Source organism: Yersinia entomophaga (assembly GCF_001656035.1).
GTDB lineage: Bacteria > Pseudomonadota > Gammaproteobacteria > Enterobacterales > Enterobacteriaceae > Yersinia > Yersinia entomophaga.
This window is the reverse complement of sequence record NZ_CP010029.1, coordinates 3,577,661-3,600,596: the sequence shown is the minus strand read 5'-3', so window position 1 is coordinate 3,600,596 and position 22,936 is coordinate 3,577,661. Positions and strand designations below refer to the sequence as shown.

Genomic DNA, 22,936 nt, shown 5'->3' with positions numbered 1-22,936 from the left:
GGCCACCATTTCTTTATTTCATTCATTCAGCATCAGCCATAAAATCTCATCTCAAGCTGCCCACCACAAACAAATCCTGCTTATCACATTGATAAATATAACTTTTTAAAGGCATTAATTTCAAGATTCTAATTGTCGTGATCAGAATAACTTCAACAATGACAACTTAATTGTTGCCTAATTATTATTAATTAATTAAAATAAAAAATTATATAAAAATATTACTATATGACTTTTTAATATATTAGTGGGCAACATGGATTATATCTTATTATCTACATTACTAATTTTAATGTTCAAATCTCAGAATTTCATCGTAACGAAAGCTATAGCACTTTCGTTATGTGTAATAATATTCGGATTCTGGTTTGTTTGTGACCGATTTACTGGCAACGGTGTAACTGACTCCGTTTATTACCATTTGCTTAGCGGTGTAAAAGGAACATCTTTAAATGATATAAAGTCAAACATTGCCTTTGCTATTTTATTTTCTTTTACTCCTATAGCCATAATTACATTTGCAATAATTTCAAAGAAAAGAAAAATAACAAGACGTAAATTATTTGATGTCGCGTTTGCTTTTGGAACATTACTCTTTATCACAAACTCTACATCTGCGAAAAATGTAATATCCTCATTAAAAAACCTTAATTATGGGGATAGTGAATTCGCTACATCATATTATAAAAAGCCCAATGCAGAATTAAGAAATAAATACAACTTTGTATTTATTTACGCTGAAAGCTTAGAACATACATTTAGAAACCTTGATGGTATTAATTATCTACCTGAGATTACAAAAATAGCCAATGAATCGCTAGATTTCACCGATATCCGGCAACATGAAGGTAGCGGCTGGACAATGGCGGGTTTAGTAAATACTCAATGTGGCATCCCATTCACACTGCCTCAAGGTAATTCTGCTTCATCAATGTCAAAGTTTCTTAGCTCAGCAAGCTGCATAGGTGAATATCTTCAAAGCAAAGGATATACTAATGAGTTTATTCGCGGGAGTGATAAGGAATTCGCAGGTGGCGATAAATTCCTGAGTCAGCATGGTTGGAACAACATATTTGATAAAGAATATTTCGTAGAGAACGGGCTTGCAGACGAAACACTCATGAATGGCTGGGGAGTTCATGACGATATACTTATTGAACATGCTTACAATGAGTTTGAAAGGCTCTCAGCCGAAAAACAGAATTTCATGTTGTCATTCTTAACAGTAAATACCCATGCTCCGTCAGGGCAATTTTTGCCTGTATGTGATGGGAAAATCTCTGAAAATATAACTGAACCCATGTTAAAAGCAGTATCTTGCTCTGATTATTTACTAAGCCAATTTATAAAAAGAGTTATGTCATCCCAGTATGCCGACAAAACTATTATTGTTTTGGTTTCAGATCATTACATGATGGCTAATGATATTAGCCATATATTGAACAGACATGATAGCGATAGAAGAAATAATTTTATTATAATTAAAAAAGATATCTCTGGAAGAAAAATCACTAACCAGGGCACATTGCTAGATGTATGGCCAACTATCCTTGCCGTGTCTGGTGAAAAAAACACTGATGTAGGTTTTGGTCGGAACCTATTAAAAAAAGAACGAAGTGAGATTAATCAATATCATGATGAGAACAATAATATAAATCCATTTCTTGCATATTCAGCAAATATGTGGGCCTATCCTAATATAGATAGTAGTATTTCCTCTGATGGAAATGTGATTAATATATCAAACAGCTCATTCAAACTGCCAATGTTGGCTAGTCTGGATAATAAAAATAACATTAAAAGTGTTTATTTTAATACATTTGCTCTCGATGTAATCGATGCGGTAAAAGAAAATAGTAAACTTATGTATGTGACTCAATGTGAGGCAGTCAATAACATTAAAAATAAAGTATGTCTGTATATCCTATCAGATAAAAATATTAAGAAGAAAATCATTAGCTATGATGGCTCCATTAAGTTAGAAGAAAAACCGCAAAAGTCCATTATATTTAATAACGAATTCATTGGTGTTTCGGTCAGCTCATCGGGAGAAACCGGTATAAAATATGAAAAATTACCTACACCTATACTTCGTGGTGTTACATTCTTTGCTTACGACAAAAATTCAAAAAAAATAGTAGAAAATATAAATTATGATACATGTGAGAACGAATCACTTGATGATCAAAGAATAAATTTATTGCAAGAAAAGTACGATACTATTATTTATTCGTCAAATGACTCTGCATTTTGCAATAGCCGTATCCCGTTAAGTAAAATATCTGACATAACGAATAATCGCGATATAGAGAACGTAGGATTTAGGCAACAATTTGGCGGGGTTATGCATAATGGTAAAGCAAATACTGTGATAGCCAAACCCGGTGAGCGATTAGACTTTTTTATTAACAAAAAAACATCTGAACTCATCTCATTATGTGAGATATTTGATGATTGTAAGATATAATTCTAAATAGCATTTTTCCCATTACCGTAAGAAAGAAGTCTTTCTACTCTATGTTAGATAGACTTCTCTCTACAGGAGTACGCGCCGTGTTCAGTTATCCAGCCAGTTACCTTTTTGATGAAACCAGCGGCGAATATCAAATTCATTTTCGCGATTTTCCTGAAGTACAGTCCGTTACCTATTCTATTGAGGATGTAGAGCTAGAAGCTCAAGATAGTCTTAAAACCGCGATTGCGGTGGAAATGGAAGAAAGACGCTCTATTCCCGCGCCATCAATGCCAGAAGACAATGAATTTTCGGTACATTTACCGATATTGGTCACATTAAAAGCCGAGTTACATAACGGAATGATCGCCAGCGGCACTCGCAAAGCCGATCTAGCGCGGAAACTTGGCCTGAATGCTGCTCAGATGGAGCGTTTGTTAGACGTGGACTACGCATCTAAAGTCGAGGCACTGGAGCAGGCTTTGTATTTGCTGGGCTACGAAGCCCATGTGGTAGTCAGAAAAATTGAATCTATAGAGTGATTGAAAAGAAAGAAGGTAACAATTTGTTATTTATCTAAAATTTAAAAAATCGTTATTTCCATCACGTTTCAGATAAATAACCTTAATAAATTGTGTAAAAATCCTATAACTGTGATCGGGTGCATAAAAATACAGTATTGATATCTCCCTAGTTATGGGATTACATTAGCGCGATCCTGCCGTAGTCAAAGTGACAGACCGGCATTTTAGATAGATCCGAGCGAGTGAGCTGTCTTGGTAACCATACGGCTTCAACTAGGCTGGGGCGATACTTATCTACTTTTCAGACTCTGCACAACAAGTTGGATCATTGCTGGCGAGGTAGCTCCAAGGGGAGTTGTTCAGTGAAATATTTCTTTATGGGTATCTCTTTCATGTTGGTGGTTTGGATTGGCACCTTCATGTTAATGGTAGAGTAACCCCGCCGCCTTTTGCGGCATATAAGGGCGCATCCGCGCCCTTTGTCATTTTATTTTCCCGGCATCATTCTACGTAGCGTGTCATCACGCCGAATATAGTGATGATATAGCGCCGCCAGCGTATGCAGTCCGATAACAAAATATCCCAGAGTAGCAATAAGCTCATGGGCCTGTTTAATTAACGATCTGGCCTGAGAATTAGGCATAACCCACTGTGGCACTTGCCAGCCCAGTAAATACCAGGTTTTGCCGCCGTAGGCCTGAGCCAGCACGCCTAATATCGGTAACGACAAAAACATCAGGTATATCAGCCAATGTAATGCATGGGCGCTAACAGCCTGCCACTTTGGTAATGACGGAGTAACAACCGGAGAAGAGTTACGTTGGCGTAGCCAAAGCCGCAATAACATCAATACCCAGACACTAAGGCCAAAATTAAAGTGCAGATTCTTTACTAGCGTCCGATCTTCATCAGGAACGACGTCGCTGAGCAATATCGCTGAATAGGTCAAAATCACCATTAATAGCGTTAGCCAGTGCAGAGTAATTTGAGACAGAGAATAGCGATTCTTCATTGTGATGCTCCACAAAAGTCTTACGTCAAAAACTATTTAGCTAAGAGTATGGCGCAATTTTGATGAAGCTAACCTTAAGAGGCTCATTCAGCTTATTGAAAAAGCTATATTTGCAGCAAGAAACACTAACCGGGTAATAAAATCAGCCCGGCTAGTGAGTGGCTAATCTTATTCGCCGTTGGCCAGTTTAGTCGGTTTAATTAAGCCATCAACGCGAAACATACTTTTAATCCCGCGTACCGCCTGCCGGATGCGATCCTGATTCTCGATTAGCGCGAAACGCACGTGGGTATCGCCATAATCACCAAAGCCAATTCCCGGAGAAACGCAGACTTTCGCTTCCGACAACAAGCGCTTGGCAAACTCAAGCGAACCTAGATGCGCATAAGGCTCAGGAATTTTCGCCCAAACGTACATTGACGCTTTCGGATTTTCTACCATCCAGCCAGCTTCATGCAGGCCTTTTACCAATGCATTACGGCGCTGACGGTACTGTTCGGCAATGTCCTTCACACACTGCTGATCCCCTTCCAGGGCAGCAATGGCAGCTACCTGCAACGGAGTAAAAGTACCGTAATCGTGGTAACTTTTGATTCGCGCCAGCGCACTGACCAATTCGGGATTTCCGACCATAAAGCCAATACGCCAACCGGCCATGTTATAGCTTTTCGATAGGGTGAAAAATTCTACCGCAATGTCTTTTGCACCCGGTACTTGCATGATCGAAGGGGCCTTCCAGCCGTCATAAACAATATCTGCATAGGCTAAGTCATGCACCACCAGCACATCATACTGTTTGGCTAACCCAACCACTCGCTCAAAAAAGTCCAGTTCGACGCACTGTGCCGTGGGATTTGATGGGAAGCCTAAAATCATCATTTTAGGCTTAGGAATGGTTTCACGAATCGCCCTTTCTAATTCACCGAAGAAATCAATACCCTCTGTCAGTGGAACTGAGCGCACCTGCGCGCCCGCAATCACTGCGCCATAAATATGAATGGGATAGCTTGGATTCGGTACCAAAACGGTATCACCGTGATCCAACGTTGCCAGCATCAAATGCGCCAACCCTTCTTTAGAACCAATGGTCACGATAGCTTCACTTTCCGGATCGATATCAACCTGATAACGATCGGCGTACCAACGAGAAATGGCGCGACGCAAACGCGGAATACCGCGCGAAGTGGAATAGCCGTGAGTATCTTCACGTTGAGCAACGCTACACATTTTTCTACAATATGCGGCGGCGTTGGCCCATCCGGATTACCCATACTGAAATCAATAATGTCTTCGCCACGGCGGCGCGCAGCCATCTTTAGCTCAGAAGTAATATTAAAAACATAGGGTGGGAGGCGATCAATGCGGGTAAAACGACGTTTGGATGGTAATTCAGCCATAATTTCCTCGAGGATACGTTAGCGCCCGGACCGTCCGAGCGACGCAGACCATCACGGGTCTTTTAAGAACATATCGCAGCGCTGAAATACTGTCGAGAGGCTAACGAAATTATTTTACCTCAAAGTAACAACGCATTTTTTCTCGCAGCAAACTCATCGGCCAGCAATCCCAGTACCCAGTCATCGCACCATTTCCCACTGAGGCTGAAATTGTCTCTTAAGGTTCCTTCCAGTTGAAAACCACAGCGCTCCAGCAAGGCGCGGGAAGGCTGATTACCTACCGTTACCGTCGCTTTCACTTTATGAAACTGACATTGCTGAAAAGCAAATTCCAGCACCGCCACCAGCGATTCCTGACCATAACCTTTGCCGGTAAATTCAGGTAATAAGCCATAGCCGACCTCCGCTTGCTGAAAAGGCTGCCATTCCGGTAAAAATCCCGTGATACCAACAGGTTGCCCCGATGCTTTTTCGCGAATAACCAAACACAGCCAATGGTCTGAAGTCCTGTCCCAAGGCTGCACGCGAACAGCAAAACGCGTCTGAATGGTGACGAGATCCTGCGGATCGGAAATATAGCGAATCACCTCCGGGTCCTGATATAGCCGTGAAAAAAGTGGCCAATCCTGTTCTGTCATCGTGCTCAACGTTAATCGTTCGGTAGCGATATGAATCATTATTTTCTCAACTGTTTGGTCGGGATAAATCACAAAATAAAGGGGAGATTTTTTCCTAACATCATCCCTTTATTCTTCTCTATTTTGCCGAAATAATAGCCACATGAATTTAACAAATGTAGAACATCTCGGTGGCTTTATTTTTCCCAGATTTACCTATTGCCCCGTTTCCCCTGTCTCAGTACGTCGGAGAGATAAAATATGTCTTCATTACAAATAGATGATATTCCAGCGGCAATCAAGCTAGTCAAACGTCAGCTACGCCAGGATTTACCTGATTATCAGCAAGTTTTTCTCGCCGTTGAGGAAAACATTCGTCAACAGGTAAACACTATTCGTCAAAGTTTAGCTGCGGGCGAAAACCCGGTGCCGCGCTTACACGCTGACGATATCATCCATAACCGCGTGACCGAGCAACAAAAAAAACTGATAAAACAGCGGGGAACCTGCGCCATTCACGGCGTATTCCCACGAGAAAAAGCCGAGAATTGGAATCGGGAAATCGGCCAGTATTTAGAGCGAAACAACTTTGTTGAGCGTTTGAAAAACGCCGCCGAAGACAATTATTTCGGCACTTTAGCGGCCAATAAGCCGCAGATTTATGGGATCTATTGGTCCAAACCTCAGGTGGAAGCCCGACAGGATCATCGGATGCAGGCGGTTCAGGTGTTTCTCAATAACCTATGGCACAGCGAAAGTAACGGCAAACATCACTTTGATCCTGACCGCGTAGTCACTTACGCCGACCGCACCCGCCGCCGGCCGCCGCATTCATCTTCACTGGGCTTATCGCCTCACGTTGACGGCGGCTCCATTGAGCGCTGGCTGGATGAAAATTTCCGCCACGTTTACCGCCACGTATTTTCCGGCGAATGGCAAAAATATGATCCTTTCGCCGCAGAAGGCAGACCGGAAGTACGTGAGCTTCCATCGCCGGCAGTGTGCTCTATGTTCCGAACCTTTCAGGGGTGGACGGCGTTAACCCCGCAGCGAACCCATGCAGGCACGCTGAATGTCATCCCGATTGCCAACGCCATGGCCTACATTCTGCTGCGCGCGTTACAAGATGATGTCGCAGAAGATGACTTATGCGGTGCAATGCCGGGTCGAGCGCTTTCAGCATCGGAACAATGGCATCCTCTTTTACTCGAAGCCATTTCCCCTATTCCCGATCTAGAGGCTGGTGATACGGTGTTCTGGCATTGCGACGTTATTCACTCAGTGGAAAATGAACACAACGGTGAATTTGACAGTAATGTGATGTATATCGCTGCGGCTCCCTGGTGTGAGAAAAATGCCACTTATTTACCGCGTCAACTGGCCAGCTTTATCGACGGTAAATCGCCACCGGATTTCGCCGCTGATGATTTTGAAGTCGATTTCATCGGCAGAGCCACGGTTGAAGATTTGACGCCATTAGGAAAACAACAGCTCTGCTTCGAACAGTAATCCTCCCGCCAGATAATGATCAGTCGGAAGACTCGTTTTTCCGACTGAATTGCTTCAGTTCTGCTGCGGTAAAAAACACGGTTAAAGTAGCGATAAAAGCCGTTTTTCCTTATAGTGAGCCGATATTCACCCGCAAACGAGCCTGTTGTGCACCAAATATTTGAAATGTTGCTGGCGGTTTTTGATCGCGCCGCGCTAATGTTGATCTGCCTGTTTTTCCTGACCCGCACCCGCCTGTTCCGTCAGCTACTACAAAAAGAGAAACACACGCCGCTGGAACTGCTCGCGGTAACCGCTATTTTCTCTCTGTTCGCCATCTTTGGTACCTACTCAGGTATTAACGTCGAAGGATCGCTAGTTAACGTTCGGGTTATTGCCGTAATGTCTGGCGGTATTCTATTTGGCCCCTGGGTCGGCATCATCACCGGTATTATTGCCGGTAGCCATCGCTATTTAATTGATATCGATGGCATTACTTCTGTTCCCTGTCTTATCACCAGCATTATTGCCGGGTTGATGTCTGGTTATATCAATTTGAAGGTGAAAAAAGAACGCCAATGGAGCATTGGTATTCTCGGCGGCATGATCTGCGAATCGCTCACTATGCTTTTGGTTGTGGCATGGGCCAAACCGACGGCGCTGGGTATCGATATTGTATCGAAAATCGCGATTCCGATGATTTTAGGCGCAGTGTGTATCGGCCTGATTGTGTTGCTGGTACAAAGCGTTGAGGATGAAAAAGAGGTGATTGCCGCTCGGCAGGCGAAACTGGCTTTGGATATCGCCAATAAAACGCTGCCCTACTTCCGAAATATCAACGGGGAATCACTGAGCACCGTGTGTGAAATTATCCGCACCGATATAAAAGCAGATGCGGTAGCCATTACCAATACTCACAATATTCTGGCCTACGTTGGCGTCGGTGCCGAGACCTATGATATTGGACACGAAATTATTAGCGATATCACTAAGGAGAGCATTCAGCGTGGCAAAATTACTATTCGTAATAACGATGAGGTTCACCGTACGCCGCAAATTCATTCGCTGATTATCATCCCTCTGTGGGAAAAAGGTGAAGTAACCGGATCGCTAAAAATTTATTACTGCCATGCTCATAAAATTACCTATTCACTGAAAGTGATGGCGGTCGGCCTATCGCAAATTATCTCTACGCAAATGGAAGTCTCACGTATTGAACAGCTGAAGGAAATGGCAAATAAAGCAGAAATGCGCGCATTGCAAAGTAAAATCAATCCTCACTTCCTGTTTAATGCGCTGAATGCTATCTCCTCCTCGATTCGGATCAATCCAGATACCGCTCGACAGTTGATCATCAATCTGTCTCGTTATTTGCGTTATAACCTCGAACTGAATGACGAACAGATAGATATTCGCAAAGAGCTACATCAGATACAGGATTATATTGCTATTGAACAGGCTCGTTTCGGCAGCAAACTGACGGTTATTTATGATATCGACGATGATATTTCACTGCGAATTCCCAGCCTGTTAATTCAACCTCTGGTGGAAAACGCCATTGTGCATGGAATTCAGCCTTGCAAAGGCAAAGGCGTGGTCGTTATTGCAGTGAAAGATCATGGAGATCAAATTAAAATTTCAGTTAAAGACACCGGTAATGGCATTAATCAGGAGACCATAGACAGGGTGGCCAATAATGAAATGCCAGGTAACAAAATAGGCCTACTGAATGTGCATCACCGTGTGCAATTGTTATACGGTGCAGGCTTACAAATTCGACGTTTAGAGCCAGGCACCGAGATTTCATTCTTTATCAGCAAAAATGGCGGAAAAGTTCATGCATAATTCAACTTCACCGCCAGTCTACCCGGAGCAATATTCATGAAAGCCATTATTGTGGAAGATGAGTTTCTTGCTCAGGAAGAACTGAGCTATCTCATTCGCCAGCACAGTGGTATCACCATAGAAGCAACCTTTGATGACGGATTAGATGTATTAAAATATCTCCAAAATCATCAGGTTGATGCTATTTTTCTGGATATAAACATTCCGTCGTTGGATGGCGTGCTGCTGGCACAAAATATCAGCAAATTTACCCATAAACCGCATATTATCTTTATCACTGCCTATAAAGAGCACGCGGTGGAAGCTTTTGAAATAGAAGCATTTGATTATATTCTCAAGCCATATCACGAATCCCGAATTGTCACCATGCTGCAAAAACTGGAAGCGCTGCATAAGCGTAACCGTCAGGAAAACGAGCAACCCACCGGTCTGGCACCGCGCAGCGCTCATACCATCAATCTGATGAAAGACGAACGCATCATAGTGACGGATATCAACGATATTTATTACGCCGCAGCGCAGGAAAAAGTGACTCTGGTTTACACCCGCCGGGAAGAGTTCATCATGCCGATGAATATCACTGAATTCTTCAGCCGACTGCCAGAGGAGTACTTCTTCCGCTGCCACCGTTCTTACTGCGTTAACCTGTCCAAAATTCGCGAAATCGTGCCCTGGTTTAACAATACTTACATCCTGCGTCTCAGTGATTTGGATTTTGAAGTGCCCGTCAGCCGCAGCAAGGTAAAAGAGTTCAGGCAGTTGATGCGCCTATAGATGCATTTCATTCCGTGCTGAATGCAGCTCATTCCTCATTTGATCTTTCATGGTAAACCCGCCCGTATACTGGCTTCATTGGGCGGGCTGATAGTGACTTAACATCCAAATCCTTCGTCAATCATCAGCTCGTAATTTTATGGCAGACCGAATTATTCGGGCCAGGTTGTATTGATGTTAAGGAGTCCGGCATGAGCAGCAAACCGGTAAATCGTTGGCTAATCGTTGTAGGTACTATCATTGTCCAAATGGGTTTGGGCACTATTTATACATGGAGCCTATTCAACCAGCCGCTGGGTGAAAAATTCAGTTGGTCACTCGGCGCAGTTGCCACCACCTTTTCAATCACCAGTTTCTCTTTGGCTATTGCCACGCTATTTGCAGGTCGCTTGCAGGAACGTTTCGGCATTCGCAATCTGACTTTGATATCCGGCCTGATTCTGGGTTTGGGGCTGATAGCCAGCTCCTTCGCCACTTCCCTTGGCATGATTTATCTTCTGGCTGGTGTCGTCGTCGGTTTTGCCGATGGCACCGCATATATCACAACACTTTCTAATCTAATTAAATGGTTCCCTGAGCGTAAGGGCCTGATAGCCGGTATTTCCGTTGGCGCATTCGGTACCGGTAGCCTGCTATTCAAATACGTCAATGCCAGCCTGATTGCCAATCAGGGCGTCTCTCTGGCCTTCTTCTACTGGGGTCTTATCGTGATGGCTCTGGTCGGCGTAGGCTCCCTGTTGCTGAAAGAAAAAGTCAGCGCTCCACAACCAACCAATATGCAGCAAGCCAGCCAGAATGGCCGTGATTTCAGCGTAAAAGAAATGCTGGCAGTGAAAGAATCTTATTTCCTGTTCATCATCTTCTTCACCGCATGTATGAGTGGATTGTATCTGATTGGTATCGTGAAGGATTTGGGCGTCGAATTAGCGGGAATGGATTTAGCCACCGCGGCTAATACCGTATCTGCCATCGCTATTTTCAACACCGCTGGCCGCATTATTCTGGGCGCGCTGTCTGATAAAGTCGGGCGTATGCGAGTGATTACCTTCACTTTGTTAGTCACTACGCTGGCAGTTTGCGTTCTAAGCTTCGTTCCTTTGACTCACGCCCTCTTCTTCCTGTGCGTAGGTGCCATTGCCTTCTGTTTCGGCGGCAATATCACCGTATTCCCGGCCATTGTCGGTGACTTCTTCGGACTGAAAAACCACAGTAAAAACTATGGCATTATCTACCAAGGCTTTGGTTTAGGGGCGCTGGCGGGTTCATTTATCGCCGCCCGTCTGGGTGGATTCCACGCCACCTTTATCGTGATTGCCGTGATGTCAGTGCTTTCCCTACTGTTAACTCTCATTATCAAACCACCGAAAGGTTCGGCAAAACAGATGGAAGAGCCAAAAGAAGAACCGACGGGTATTACCGCCAGCAGCCATGCTTAATAGGTTGATAGGTTGATAAGAATTAAGTGAGACCAAATCAATGCCTACCAATACTTGGCGAAAAGCCTAAGAGTTGGTAGGCATTTGGGTTTATCAGAATCAGAGCGTTGATCAGTGACAAACTTAGTAAGGTAATAATCTCGCTTTTTTATTTTGCTCAACTTCGCTAAGTTTAACGTGATAAGTACCCATATTATTTTGCGTAATAGACGTCACTTTGAAATTTGCTAATGGCGAATACAATACTTCGTGCTCGTTATTCTCGAATGCTAAACCACCGGATACAAAAATGCCCCTACCACTGTTGCCCTTAACTTCAAACATCACTCTTTCACTATCCTGGCTACGGTTGGCAAAATCTTGTGCGACCTTTTTATCACCGGAGGTAGAAAAGAACTGCCCTAGTGAATAAGTAGTGGTTTGATTTTGAGTTTTATCGCTATTGAATTGGCTAATTAATTTATTAATCCCTGCGCTGGTTATTCCTTGTCCACGATGCGTAATAATATTTTTGCTAGTTGGCGTATACCACGCTTTGGCTCCAGTTTTGACTAATTGAGCCAAATCCGAACAATTAAATTTGAGTGTAGTTTTAAGATTTTTGTTGCCTCGGCCGAAGATATTATCACCATGCACTCTTTCATACTCGGCAATGACTTTACTACCGCTTAGACTACCGGGCGAGCGCCCTTGGCCGAACTGGTAGCGAGCCTCAACATTTAAAGCCTTACAGCCTGCATTACTTTGATAAACCATAGAAAAGTCATTACGGATTTTTTGATTAGCTTCATCGGCTTTTCTTACCTTAGCCTCAGCCGCAACAATTTGTTGTAATTGTTGATCTACCCGATGCTTCTTATCATTGACTCCTTCAAGTTTGGCCTCCTGTAATCCTTTATTCTCTTCCAGCCCAAGCAGCGCACTTTTTATAATATTAATTTTTTGGTTAAGCTTAGAGATACCATCAGCAGCAGAGACTTCGCATCCCTCCGCGCCAAAATATTTAGCGGCTTCTTGTCGCTCAGCTTGATAACGGCTACCAGAAACAAAGTTTTTCAAAAAATTGCTACCTTGGCCGAACTTTACACTGCCGTTTTTCAAGCGCACATTCACATCATCGCCATGCTTGTTTGAAATACCCGTGAGGCTTTTTAGCAGGATATTGTTACTCCTAATCGCCCTTTTCCCCTCATTAATCTGCACTTTAATAGTAGACAACTCATTTTTAATTTTCTTCACTTCCTGACCTAACGTTTCTATCCTTTTATATAAGTTATTTTTTGTCGGGAGATTCATTAGAGGGGAGGGGCTGCTGGTATTTATGTTACTTATTGTCATGGATAAAGTTCCTGTTATTAATGCCAGCAACTAGACCGGCAGCTGCAAAAAATTTTACAGTTACCGTCATTATCCAAAATATGGCTAAACAGAACTTTAAAAAAAACGCCTTATTAACCTTTCAAATAATAGGCGTTTGTTAATGTAACTACAGTTCCATACCTAATGTCTGGCGCAAATAGGCACCGGCGCCTAGCAAGCCCGGCTGTTGATGGGTGATCATATAAACCGGTATATCGACGAGAAAATCTTTAAAGCGCCCCTTATCTTCAAACGCTCCGCGGAATCCCGACGCTTTAAAGAACTCCATAAAACGTGGAACTATGCCTCCGGCAATATAAACGCCGCCAAAGGTGCTGAGATTCAGCGCCAGATTGCCGCCAAAACGTCCCATAATCACGCAAAATAGCGACAGCGCCCGGCGACAATCGGTACAGCTATCTGCCAGCGCTCGTTCGGTGACATCCTTCGGAGCCAGATTTTCCGGCACACGATGGTCAGAAATCACGATTCCGCGATATAAATTCACCAAACCCGGCCCGGAAAGCACGCGTTCAACGGAAACATGCCCTAATTCCTTCCGCAATACCGCCAAAATGCAATCTTCTTCTTCGCTGTTTGGCGCAAAATCCACATGGCCGCCTTCTCCCGGCAGGCTCAACCAACGGCGATCGACATGAACCAAATGAGCCACACCTAAGCCTGTTCCCGCGCCGTATACCGCTACCGGTTTGCCCGGCTGCTTATCTTTGCCACCGAACTGGATAACATCCTGCGGTGAAAGCATAGGTATCGCCATTGATACCGCAGTAAAATCATTGATAATTTCCAGCTTACTCAGATCAAGATTTCTTTGCATTTCGGCAATGGAAAACGCCCAGGTATGATTTGTCATGGCCACCCAATCACCGGTAATCGGGCAAGCAATGGCAAGACAGGCGTCTTCTACCGCAACATTATGCTCCGCCAGATACTGGCGGATAACTTCTTCGAGACTGTCAAATTCAAGCCCTGAATAGGTTTTCGCCTGAGATATTTCGCCCGTTGCTACAGCGCACAGCGCCAAACGGGCATTAGTCCCGCCAACATCACCCACCAAAGCATAGGTCGTCATCAAATACTTCTCCGTTAAATGGATATTTAACTAATTGAGTTAACTGCACCTACTGTAAAATCACGGCAGAAAAACAACAATCACCACGGGCTAAACACCGCGTCTTTAGCGATACGGATCACAAAAAAACGTTTCAGCATGGAGAAACACCGCATAATTTCGCATTTGCTTCCCGCATTTTACGCCCCTTAATCCTGACCGTTACTCTGACACGCAGCCGTTTTTTCTTTTGCCTGATGACGAGAAGCAATCACTCGCGCTCTCAGCGTGTCGTAAAGCCAGTTATATGCCATGGTGTAAGGTAGGAAAAACAGGAAGAAGCCGATCTCCAGCATAAAAGCCTGTCCCCAGGAAATCCCCAGCAGCCAGGCCGCAATAGGCACGCCGATCAATACAAACCCGGCCTCAAAACCAAAAGCGTGCCAGATACGCACCGCCAGCGTCTTTGCTACGCGGCTCACAGGCCAGATTCGGTCAAAGATACTGTTATAGATGATGTTCCACAGCATGGCGACCGTCGATAGCATTACCGCTAATGTCCCGATTTGCAGAACCGAACGGTTTAATAACCAAGCGCCCAGCGGCGCACAAATGCCGACGGCGATAACTTCGAACCCCACGGCGTGAATAATACGTTCAACGAATGATTTACGATTAGCTTGCATAAAATCGACCTGTTTTTTTGATGAATTAAAAACTACCGAGTGATTATCATCGCTTTTTGGGATAGATTAAAAATAGAAGCCATCGATTAAGTAGATAGATAATGCACTATTCACCGGAAGCGTTAATTGCATTCGTCGAAGCCGCATCTCAGGGATCTTTTTCTGCTGCCGCTCGTAAACTGCGTAAAAGTCAGTCCACCATCAGCACTGCAATTGCCAATTTGGAAGCAGATTTGGGGTTAGTCTTGTTCGATCGGCAAGCACGCCAGCCGGTGCTCACGGCTCACGGGCGTCGCGTTCTGGCGCAGGTTCAGGAAATTTTGGCTGCCAGCGAGCGTTTGGATCATCTTTCTATTCGCTTGGCGGATAAAGTAGAGCCTCGTCTTAGTTTTGTACTCTCAGATATATATCAACCCACTCACCACGAAGCTCTAATGCAACGTTTTGAGCAGCGCTATCCTGATATTGAATTCGAATGCATGATTGCTGAGGCCGATGATGTTATTGGGTTACTGCAAGATGGTCGCGCTCATTTGGGTATGGTTGAAGTCCAAAAAGATTACCCGCCAGATATTGGCGTCAGCCTTCTGCCAGAACAGTCCTGTATGGCGCTGTTTGTCCAACAGAATCATCCGCTAGCTCAGTGCCAACAAATCCAACCTGAACAACTGGCCACCGTGCGGCAACTGCGTCTGAACACCTATGCGCAAACAGATAAAAATACGGCTCAAGGGCCGGTTTGGTCAGCGCCAAGCTATTTAATGCTGTTAGAAATGGCGGAGCAGGGCTTTGGCTGGGCAATCCTGCCACGTTGGATGGTGAAACAATTCAGCCGTAATCAATTGGTTGAGCTCTCTGCGGTTGGTTGGCCAAAAATGATTTCTCTGGATGCGGTATGGTCGAAAAAAAACCCGCCGGGACCAGCCGGTTTCTGGCTGTTAGAACAGCTTACGGGCAGCCAATCACCACGGATATCAAGTTGAGGCGTTTCTGTTTCGCAGAGATTCCGTAACTTTCCTCAGCAGTGGTGATATATCCATCTGCGGTAGAACAACTTCGATAAATACTAGCTGCGAGTTTTGATCAGCCAATTGCAATGCTTTATGTAATTGCTCTGGCTCACTCACTTTCAGGGATATGACTTCGCTACCCGCCCCAAACGCCTGCGGTAACTGAGTCCAATTCCATGTAGATATATCGTTATAGGGTTGATTTTCGCCGTGAATAGCTCTTTCTACGGTGTAGCCATTGTTATTCAACAAGAGAATAATGGGTTTTAACCCATCCCGCAGCATTGATCCCAGTTCCTGAATGCTTAACTGAGCGGCACCGTCCCCAATCAGTAAAATGACTCGACGCTGCGGATTGCCGGTTTGCACGCCATAGGCCGCCGGCAAGCTAAATCCGATGGAGCCCCACAGCGATTGGGTAATAAATATCGCATCCTTGGGCAATCTCAGAGCTGCGGCACCAAAGCAAGCCGTACCCTGATCGGCCAGCACAATATCAAAGGGCCGCAAAAACGTCTGAATGTGATACCAAAATGTTTGCTGATCCAGATGTTGTGCTAAAGAAGGCGGCAACGGGCAATGGTAAACATCGGGCTGTATCCATTCATGCTGTAATTCCAGGCTCAGTTTTGCCAGCGCATCAATGGCTATAGTCATCGGGATTTGGCTAAATACACGCGAACCCACTTTGGCTTCGAAAGGGCAGATATCAATGCGTCTTTCCGTACAAATTTGCTGACTAAATCCGGCGGTTATGGTGTCGACAAACCATACGCCAACGGTAATAACTACATCCGCTCCTTCAATCGTTAATCTAATCCGCTCATCACTGGGTGCTGCGCTGTAAGTACCAATAAACTCTGCGCGAGATTCATCTACAATACCTTTCCCCATCAGTAATGTCGCATAGGGTAAATGAGTTTGGCTTAGCCAATTTCTTAATTGCTGGGTAGCGCCAAAGCGATCCACTAAAAAATCTGCCAATACAGCCACATGGCGAGCTGAAGCAAGTGACTCTCTCGCCGCGTCGATAAAATCCCGCAATGACTGAGATGAGTACGGCGCTTGTTGAAACGCCAGCGAATTGGGTTTGGCGTCGATCGGCATCTCTGCCACATCGGAAGGAAGTTGTAAATAAACCGGTTTGCGTTGAGCAAGCGCAGCTGCCACTACTCTATCTATTTCGCTGGCAGCGTTGGTCAACGTGAGATTGGCCTGAGCGCAGCTAACCATTTCAGCCATAGTCGAAAAGTGGCTAAAATCACCATCACCGAGAGAGTGGTGTATCAGCTCTTTCTTTTGCTGGGAGTGCTGTGCCGGCATCCCGACGATGTGGATCACCGGCAAGAATTCGGCAAAACTCCCCGCAATGCCGTTGATAGCGCTTAATTCGCCCACGCCCATGGTGGTGAGCAACGCGGCAGCAGGCTGAGTACGCGCATAACCATCTGCAGCATAGGCCGCATTGAGTTCGTTCGCACATCCCACCCAGTCAATCTGCGGGTGAGCGATGACATGATCCAAAAACTGGAGATTGTAATCCCCCGGCACGCCAAACAGGTGTTTGATTCCAATTTGCGCCAAGCGATCCAGCAAATAATCGGCAACTTTATAAACACTACTTTTCATAGCGCGCGTGATCCTTAGGAAAAAAACCAACATATAAAAAGTTCATAAGCAAAGTATTAGCTAATAATTAAATTTATCTAATGCGTTAGAATTAATAGCAATCCTGCACTGTAAATATTTCGTGACTTTATGGGCCTTGTGATCCCGCTGGCGAACCGAATGAGTGAAAAGGCTTACACTCATTTATCTGCCCTATTCCTCTTAAGGATTGTCATGGTTTACCAAGCTAACCCTATCCGCTATCAAGACATGGAGTATCGGCGCTGTGGTCACAGCGGTTTAAAACTATCGGCTATTTCTCTCGGCTTATGGCATAACTTCGGCGATGCAACACTGTTTGAAAACAGCCGAAATCTGATTCACTGTGCCTTCGATCATGGGATTACCCATTTCGATTTGGCGAATAATTACGGGCCGCCGCCAGGTTCAGCCGAAGAGAATTTTGGCCGAATCTTGCAGCAAGATCTGCAGCCTTATCGTGATGAGCTGATTATCTCCTCTAAAGCGGGTTACACCATGTGGCCCGGCCCTTATGGCGACTGGGGTTCGAAGAAGTATCTGGTGGCCAGCCTGAATCAGAGCTTGCGGCGCATGGGATTAGACTATGTGGATATTTTCTACCACCATCGACCCGATCCGCAGACGCCTTTAGAGGAGACAATGAAAGCGCTGGATTTGCTGGTACGACAGGGTAAGGCGCTGTATATCGGGCTATCCAACTACCCCGCAGAACAGGCGCAGCAGGCTTTGACTATTCTGCAAGCCCTTGGTACGCCTTGCCTGATTCATCAGCCAAAATATTCTATGTTCGAACGCTGGATCGAGGACGGTTTGCAGGATGTCCTGACAGAATTTGGCGTCGGCTCCATCGCCTTTTCACCGCTGGCGGGCGGGCTGCTGACAGATCGCTATCTCAACGGCATTCCTCAGGATTCCCGTGCTGCCAGCGGCAGTAAATTCCTTAATCCAGCGCAAATTACCGAGGAAAAACTGGCAAAAGTACGCCAACTCAACGATCTAGCAGCGGATCGCGGGCAAAAGTTATCGCAAATGGCGGTGGCTTGGGTGCTGCGTGAGGGCAAAGTGACCTCCGCGCTGATTGGCGCCAGTAAAACGGCACAAATTGAGGATGCGGTAACTGCCCTGACTAATACTCACTTTAGTGTTGAGGAGATAGCGCGTATAGAATCCATCCTGCTGTAATCGCTTTCCCACTTTACACATCACCAGAGGGCGAATTATCCGCCCTCCTTCATCTTTATGATGAACAGGCAGATAATTCCTAAAGCATTGTTTTCCAGTTTTATCTGAACGCTAGATTCTATTTATTTTATTAATATCTTAATATTGCGTGACTCGCTGTCGGCTCAGTTTTTATCACAACCGACAGATAAAGAAGGAAATTATCGTGTTAAAACCCCTATTGCTGATTGTCGTGCTGGCTACATTACCTTTGGCACAGCAGGCGCAGGCCGTCAGTATCAATCTCCTTCCTGGCGTCTCTTTACAGATCGGCGAACAGGATAGAAATGGGAACTACTGGGATGGTTATGACTGGCGCGATCGTCAATGGTGGCAAGGGCATCAGGGGCAGGATGTAGGTGAACGCAGTCGACGCGGCCATTACTGGGACGGCCATCGCTGGCGAGATAAGGACTGGTGGAAGAAAAACTACTATTACCACGATGGGCGTTATTGGAAATACGATAAGCACGCGTATAAAAAGTACAAAAAACAACAGAATAAACATCATGGTCGCCACCATCATCACGACCACGATGATTAAAAACAATACCGGCGGTATTCACTAACAATCCGCCGGTTATCCGAATTTTATTAAGCCAGACTAATGAGTAAATATAGATTTAGCCCCACCACAACCACGACGATCAGTTTCCCAATGTTCTGAACCAAACGGGAATTAACCATTTCTCCCATTAATTCCCGATTGCCAGTAAAGGACAGCAGAGGCACTAGCGCCAACGCAATGCCAAAACTCAGCAAAACCTGGCTCATCACCAATATTCGGGTTGCATCCATTCCCATCATAATCACCACAAATGATGGCAACATAGTGATACAGCGGCGTATCCAAATCGGAATATAGAAACGGACGAAGCCTTGCATCACTACCTGTCCCGCCAACGTGCCTACCACGGTAGACGACAACCCGGCGGCAACCAGACTCAGACCGAAGATTGTCGCCGCCCCGTGACCCAATAAAGGTTGCAGCGTGAGATAAGCCTGTTCAATTTCGGCGATACTGCCATAACCGTTAAAATGAAAAGCGGCTGCCGCCGTTGCCATCATGGCTAAATTCACGAAGCCTGCGATCGTCATGGCGGTGGCTACGTCTAGTTTGGTCGAGGCATAACGATCGGCTTTTGATTCCTTTCCACCGGTTTGCGTCAGGGAGGAATGAAGATAAATAACGTGTGGCATAATCGTCGCCCCCAGGACTCCAGCGGCTAAAAATACGGCATCGCCGTTTGGTAAATTGGGAATCAGCATTCCCTTCGTCAAGGCGCTAACTTCAGGTTGGGAAAAGATCAGTTCGACAATATAAGCAGCGGCGACAAACACCAGCAGGCCACCAATGACCAGCTCCAAGGGTTTTTGTCCGCGATTTTGTAGCATCAGAATGAGGAAAGTGGCAATACCGGTGAGTATGGCGCCTTCTAATAACGTCACCCCGAGCAATAATTTAAATCCTATAGCCGCCCCAATAAATTCGGCTAAATCTGTTGCCATAGCGATAATTTCTGCCTGAACCCAATAAGCCCAGACAGCAGGACGCGGAAAACGATCTCGAATATGTTCCGCCAAATTTTTACCGGTAGCAATTCCGAGTTTTGCGGAGAGGAGTTGGATCAGCATTGCCATCAGATTGGCCCACACCACGACCCAAAGCAGGGTGTAACCGAATGAGGCTCCGGCCTGAATATTGGTAGCAAAATTACCGGGATCGATGTAACCGATAGCCGCGATAAATGCTGGCCCCATCAAGGAAAGCTTCACCTTCCTTGATGTACGACCCTCTGAAGCGGTAGCGCGGCTATTCATCATATCAATTTTGCCCTTAGAGATATTATGTCTATCTCATATTATCTAAATGATAATAATTATCAAGCGCATTTGCATTGGTAAAACTTATCTCTCTGATAGCCAATCTTTCTGAATAACCACCCGCCAAGATCGCTGTTTCAATAGCCGGGTTTTACTTTCTGGAAATCTGTGCTTGTATTCACTAAACCCTGCGGCTTTTTGCGCAAGAACTCTCAACAAATTAGCACCATCACGCTACAAATAAAGAAAATTTTTAACATGCGTCGTTTTGTGACGAAACCTATTAATTTAATTGCAAATACTCAGGTGACTTTTTATATTTGCAATCAATGTCTCGTTTTTAATGTTGGCGTTACATAAAATGACCTCCGAAATCTAGCCTGCCTCAAGTTTGGAGCACACATGTCCCATATTCTGCAGTTTGCGTTGGCCTTGGTCGTCGTAGCCATTTTGGCTCTGCTAATTTGTAAAGACCGCAAGAGCATCCGCATTCGGTTTGTCATTCAGTTATTGGTTATTGAAGTGCTATTGGCATACTTCTTCCTTCATTCGGAAGTGGGCCTGGGTTTTGTGAAAGGATTCGCCGCCTTCTTCGACAAATTACTCGGATTCGCCGCGACCGGTACCGATTTTGTTTTCGGCAATATGGGTGACAAAGGTCTGGCCTTCTTCTTCCTGAGAGTGCTTTGCCCTATCGTCTTCATTTCCGCGTTGATCGGTATTTTGCAACATATCAAAGTGTTGCCTGTGGTTATTCGTCTGATCGGTACCCTGCTTTCTAAAGTGAACGGCATGGGTAAGCTGGAATCTTTCAACGCCGTCAGCTCGCTGATCCTTGGTCAATCAGAAAACTTTATCGCCTATAAAGACATTTTAGGCAAGATGTCTGAAAAACGCATGTACACCATGGCTGCCACTGCGATGTCGACGGTTTCCATGTCGATCGTTGGTGCTTATATGTCGATGCTGGATGCTAAATTTGTTGTCGCCGCGCTGGTACTCAACATGTTCAGTACCTTTATCGTGCTGTCACTGATTAACCCATACAAAGTGGGCGAAGAAGAAGAGCTACAACTGGGTACGCTGCATGAAGGCCAAAGCTTCTTTGAAATGCTGGGTGAATACATCCTGGCCGGTTTCAAGGTTGCGATTATCGTTGCCGCTATGCTGATTGGTTTTATCGCGCTGATCGCTGCAGTTAACGCCCTGTTCACCTTCGCATTTGGTATTAGCTTCCAGGGTATTCTGGGTTACGTCTTCTTCCCGTTTGCCTGGGTTATGGGCGTCCCAACTCATGAAGCGCTGCAGGTCGGTAGTATCATGGCAACCAAATTGGTTTCTAACGAATTTGTTGCCATGATGGACTTACAAAAAGTGGCTTCCGAACTGTCTCCGCGCAGCGTCGGTATCCTGTCCGTATTCCTGGTTTCTTTCGCTAACTTTTCATCCATCGGTATTGTTGCCGGTGCGATTAAAGGGCTGAATGAGCATCAGGGCAACGTGGTTTCACGCTTCGGCTTGAAACTGCTGTACGGCTCAACGCTGGTTAGCGTGCTGTCCGCCTCTATTGCTGGTCTGGTGCTTTAATCTAAGTCGGTTGATGAAAAAGGCGCTGCAGCGCCTTTTTTTATGCCCACAGTTTCTTCAATCTTTCAGTCATCAGTAACATGTCACGCCGTTTTTCCCAGCCATCTTATCAGCCGCCCAGCAGCCGTAACATCCTACGCCACAGCACTTCCCCTAAATTGAATTAAGCGCCCTTACTGCTCCCTGCGCCTTATGAGAAAGCTCGGCTTATTTCCGTACTCCTCGTTAACCTACGCTGTGTCAGCCTCTCTGCTGGCTTTATACGCATGAAATAATCTATTTACCCGTATAAGCGAGGTTTTTTCAGCAAGCTATTTAGAGGATACGAAGCGCAATAAGTGAACCTAGGCAAAAGCGTTATGGCTGAAAACCGCGGTTTTAGGGAAATTTGACGGAGATAAAATGGAAATAGGAATGGTGCGTGCTTTGCTTGGCTCGAGCCTGAACGCAGGTCTCACCCACACGAATCGTGCAGTATGTTATTTTTTTGGGGAGTTTACTGATGCGAGAAGGAGATGGTGGGTCGTGCGGGATTCGAACCTGCGACCAATTGATTAAAAGTCAACTGCTCTACCAACTGAGCTAACGACCCGAAGTCTTAAGAAGTGGTGGGCGATACCAGATTCGAACTGATGACCCCCTCCGTGTAAAGGAGATGCTCTACCAACTGAGCTAATCGCCCACTTCTTACTTACAACGGTACTGCTGAACAACTCAATGAGTGATGAGTGGTGGGCGATACCAGATTCGAACTGATGACCCCCTCCGTGTAAAGGAGATGCTCTACCAACTGAGCTAATCGCCCTCATCTATCTCATTCTATTTCTTACTGCTAACACGTCGAGTTTGGTGGGCGATACCAGATTCGAACTGATGACCCCCTCCGTGTAAAGGAGATGCTCTACCAACTGAGCTAATCGCCCCGCCGTGTTGTTGGAGTCGCATTATAGGGATAGTTCGAAGTGAGTCAACGCTTTTTAGA

General features: G+C 45.3%; 18 protein-coding genes, 4 tRNA genes and 1 pseudogene. 11 read left to right on the top strand and 12 right to left on the bottom strand.

Going from position 1 to position 22,936, the window contains the following annotated elements:
- Window positions 1-256 precede the first annotated feature (256 nt).
- The 3 genes from PL78_RS16220 (at window position 257) to ypdK (ending at window position 3,413) form a co-directional block, all read left to right on the top strand.
- Window positions 257-2,467 carry a phosphoglycerol transferase I gene (locus tag PL78_RS16220; RefSeq protein ID WP_084414343.1) on the top strand — a complete coding sequence of 737 codons (2,211 nt, stop codon included), beginning with the start codon at window positions 257-259 and terminating at the stop codon, window positions 2,465-2,467.
- A gap of 86 nt (window positions 2,468-2,553) precedes the next feature.
- Window positions 2,554-2,994 carry a type II toxin-antitoxin system HicB family antitoxin gene (locus PL78_RS16215; protein ID WP_064517074.1) on the top strand — a complete coding sequence of 147 codons (441 nt, stop codon included), beginning with the start codon at window positions 2,554-2,556 and terminating at the stop codon, window positions 2,992-2,994.
- A gap of 344 nt (window positions 2,995-3,338) precedes the next feature.
- Window positions 3,339-3,413, top strand: a complete 75-nt coding sequence (ypdK, locus tag PL78_RS20355) for a membrane protein YpdK (RefSeq protein WP_120805928.1) — start codon at window positions 3,339-3,341, stop codon at window positions 3,411-3,413.
- A gap of 50 nt (window positions 3,414-3,463) precedes the next feature.
- On the opposite strand, the gene PL78_RS16210 is transcribed toward ypdK, so the two are convergent.
- The 3 genes and pseudogenes from PL78_RS16210 to PL78_RS16200 form a co-directional block, all read right to left on the bottom strand.
- Entirely contained in the window at window positions 3,464-3,988 is a 525-nt protein-coding gene (locus PL78_RS16210) for a cytochrome b (protein WP_064517072.1), read from the bottom strand.
- A 168-nt stretch (window positions 3,989-4,156) separates the two neighbouring features.
- A pseudogene (gene alaC / locus PL78_RS16205) lies at window positions 4,157-5,385 on the bottom strand (alanine transaminase).
- Between the two features lie 119 nt (window positions 5,386-5,504).
- Window positions 5,505-6,062: a GNAT family N-acetyltransferase gene (locus PL78_RS16200; RefSeq protein WP_064517070.1), complete on the bottom strand. Its 558-nt coding sequence runs from the start codon at window positions 6,060-6,062 to the stop codon at window positions 5,505-5,507.
- 201 nt (window positions 6,063-6,263) lie between these two features.
- Between PL78_RS16200 and PL78_RS16195 the strand changes: the two genes are divergently transcribed.
- The 4 genes from PL78_RS16195 to PL78_RS16180 all read left to right on the top strand — a co-directional run bounded on the left by PL78_RS16195 (window position 6,264) and on the right by PL78_RS16180 (window position 11,545).
- Window positions 6,264-7,511: a DUF1479 domain-containing protein gene (locus PL78_RS16195; RefSeq protein WP_064517068.1), complete on the top strand. Its 1,248-nt coding sequence runs from the start codon at window positions 6,264-6,266 to the stop codon at window positions 7,509-7,511.
- 147 nt (window positions 7,512-7,658) lie between these two features.
- Window positions 7,659-9,335 (top strand): sensor histidine kinase, encoded by a 1,677-nt coding sequence (locus PL78_RS16190; protein ID WP_064517066.1) that lies wholly within the window; start codon window positions 7,659-7,661, stop codon window positions 9,333-9,335.
- Between the two features lie 36 nt (window positions 9,336-9,371).
- On the top strand, window positions 9,372-10,109 hold the full coding sequence (locus PL78_RS16185; RefSeq protein ID WP_064517064.1) for a LytR/AlgR family response regulator transcription factor: 738 nt from the start codon (window positions 9,372-9,374) through the stop codon (window positions 10,107-10,109).
- Between the two features lie 191 nt (window positions 10,110-10,300).
- A complete protein-coding gene (locus tag PL78_RS16180; protein WP_064517062.1) occupies window positions 10,301-11,545 on the top strand; it encodes an L-lactate MFS transporter in 1,245 nt (414 codons plus the stop codon).
- A 123-nt stretch (window positions 11,546-11,668) separates the two neighbouring features.
- On the opposite strand, the gene PL78_RS16175 is transcribed toward PL78_RS16180, so the two are convergent.
- The 3 genes from PL78_RS16175 to PL78_RS16165 all read right to left on the bottom strand — a co-directional run bounded on the left by PL78_RS16175 (window position 11,669) and on the right by PL78_RS16165 (window position 14,662).
- Window positions 11,669-12,883 (bottom strand): ADP-ribosyltransferase domain-containing protein, encoded by a 1,215-nt coding sequence (locus tag PL78_RS16175; protein ID WP_162493039.1) that lies wholly within the window; start codon window positions 12,881-12,883, stop codon window positions 11,669-11,671.
- A 148-nt stretch (window positions 12,884-13,031) separates the two neighbouring features.
- On the bottom strand, window positions 13,032-13,997 hold the full coding sequence (glk, locus tag PL78_RS16170) for a glucokinase (protein ID WP_064517060.1): 966 nt from the start codon (window positions 13,995-13,997) through the stop codon (window positions 13,032-13,034).
- A 188-nt stretch (window positions 13,998-14,185) separates the two neighbouring features.
- Window positions 14,186-14,662, bottom strand: coding sequence for a multidrug/biocide efflux PACE transporter (locus tag PL78_RS16165; RefSeq protein WP_064517058.1), 477 nt, complete (start codon window positions 14,660-14,662; stop codon window positions 14,186-14,188).
- A gap of 101 nt (window positions 14,663-14,763) precedes the next feature.
- Between PL78_RS16165 and PL78_RS16160 the strand changes: the two genes are divergently transcribed.
- Entirely contained in the window at window positions 14,764-15,645 is an 882-nt protein-coding gene (locus tag PL78_RS16160) for a LysR family transcriptional regulator (protein WP_064517056.1), read from the top strand.
- Here PL78_RS16160 and PL78_RS16155 read toward each other — a convergent pair.
- A complete protein-coding gene (locus PL78_RS16155; RefSeq protein ID WP_064517054.1) occupies window positions 15,637-17,301 on the bottom strand; it encodes an alpha-keto acid decarboxylase family protein in 1,665 nt (554 codons plus the stop codon). The genes PL78_RS16160 and PL78_RS16155 overlap by 9 nt on opposite strands.
- Before the next feature lie 213 nt (window positions 17,302-17,514).
- On the opposite strand from PL78_RS16155, the gene mgrA reads away from it, so the two are divergent.
- Together mgrA and PL78_RS16145 are read left to right on the top strand one after the other, a co-directional pair.
- On the top strand, window positions 17,515-18,504 hold the full coding sequence (mgrA, locus tag PL78_RS16150) for an L-glyceraldehyde 3-phosphate reductase (protein WP_064517052.1): 990 nt from the start codon (window positions 17,515-17,517) through the stop codon (window positions 18,502-18,504).
- A 205-nt stretch (window positions 18,505-18,709) separates the two neighbouring features.
- Window positions 18,710-19,087 (top strand): DUF2502 domain-containing protein, encoded by a 378-nt coding sequence (locus PL78_RS16145; protein WP_064517050.1) that lies wholly within the window; start codon window positions 18,710-18,712, stop codon window positions 19,085-19,087.
- A 50-nt stretch (window positions 19,088-19,137) separates the two neighbouring features.
- Here the strand turns inward: PL78_RS16145 and PL78_RS16140 are convergent, their stop codons facing one another.
- Window positions 19,138-20,367, bottom strand: coding sequence for an Nramp family divalent metal transporter (locus tag PL78_RS16140; protein WP_064517049.1), 1,230 nt, complete (start codon window positions 20,365-20,367; stop codon window positions 19,138-19,140).
- A 402-nt stretch (window positions 20,368-20,769) separates the two neighbouring features.
- Between PL78_RS16140 and PL78_RS16135 the strand changes: the two genes are divergently transcribed.
- Complete coding sequence (locus PL78_RS16135) at window positions 20,770-21,954, top strand: NupC/NupG family nucleoside CNT transporter (RefSeq protein ID WP_049596937.1); 1,185 nt, start codon at window positions 20,770-20,772, stop codon at window positions 21,952-21,954.
- Window positions 21,955-22,470: 516 nt separating this feature from the next.
- Here PL78_RS16135 and PL78_RS16130 read toward each other — a convergent pair.
- The 4 genes from PL78_RS16130 to PL78_RS16115 all read right to left on the bottom strand — a co-directional run bounded on the left by PL78_RS16130 (window position 22,471) and on the right by PL78_RS16115 (window position 22,877).
- A tRNA-Lys gene (locus PL78_RS16130) sits at window positions 22,471-22,546 on the bottom strand.
- A 14-nt stretch (window positions 22,547-22,560) separates the two neighbouring features.
- A tRNA-Val gene (locus PL78_RS16125) sits at window positions 22,561-22,636 on the bottom strand.
- A 47-nt stretch (window positions 22,637-22,683) separates the two neighbouring features.
- Window positions 22,684-22,759: transfer RNA gene (locus PL78_RS16120), tRNA-Val, on the bottom strand.
- 42 nt (window positions 22,760-22,801) lie between these two features.
- Window positions 22,802-22,877, bottom strand: a tRNA-Val gene (locus tag PL78_RS16115).
- Window positions 22,878-22,936 lie beyond the last annotated feature (59 nt).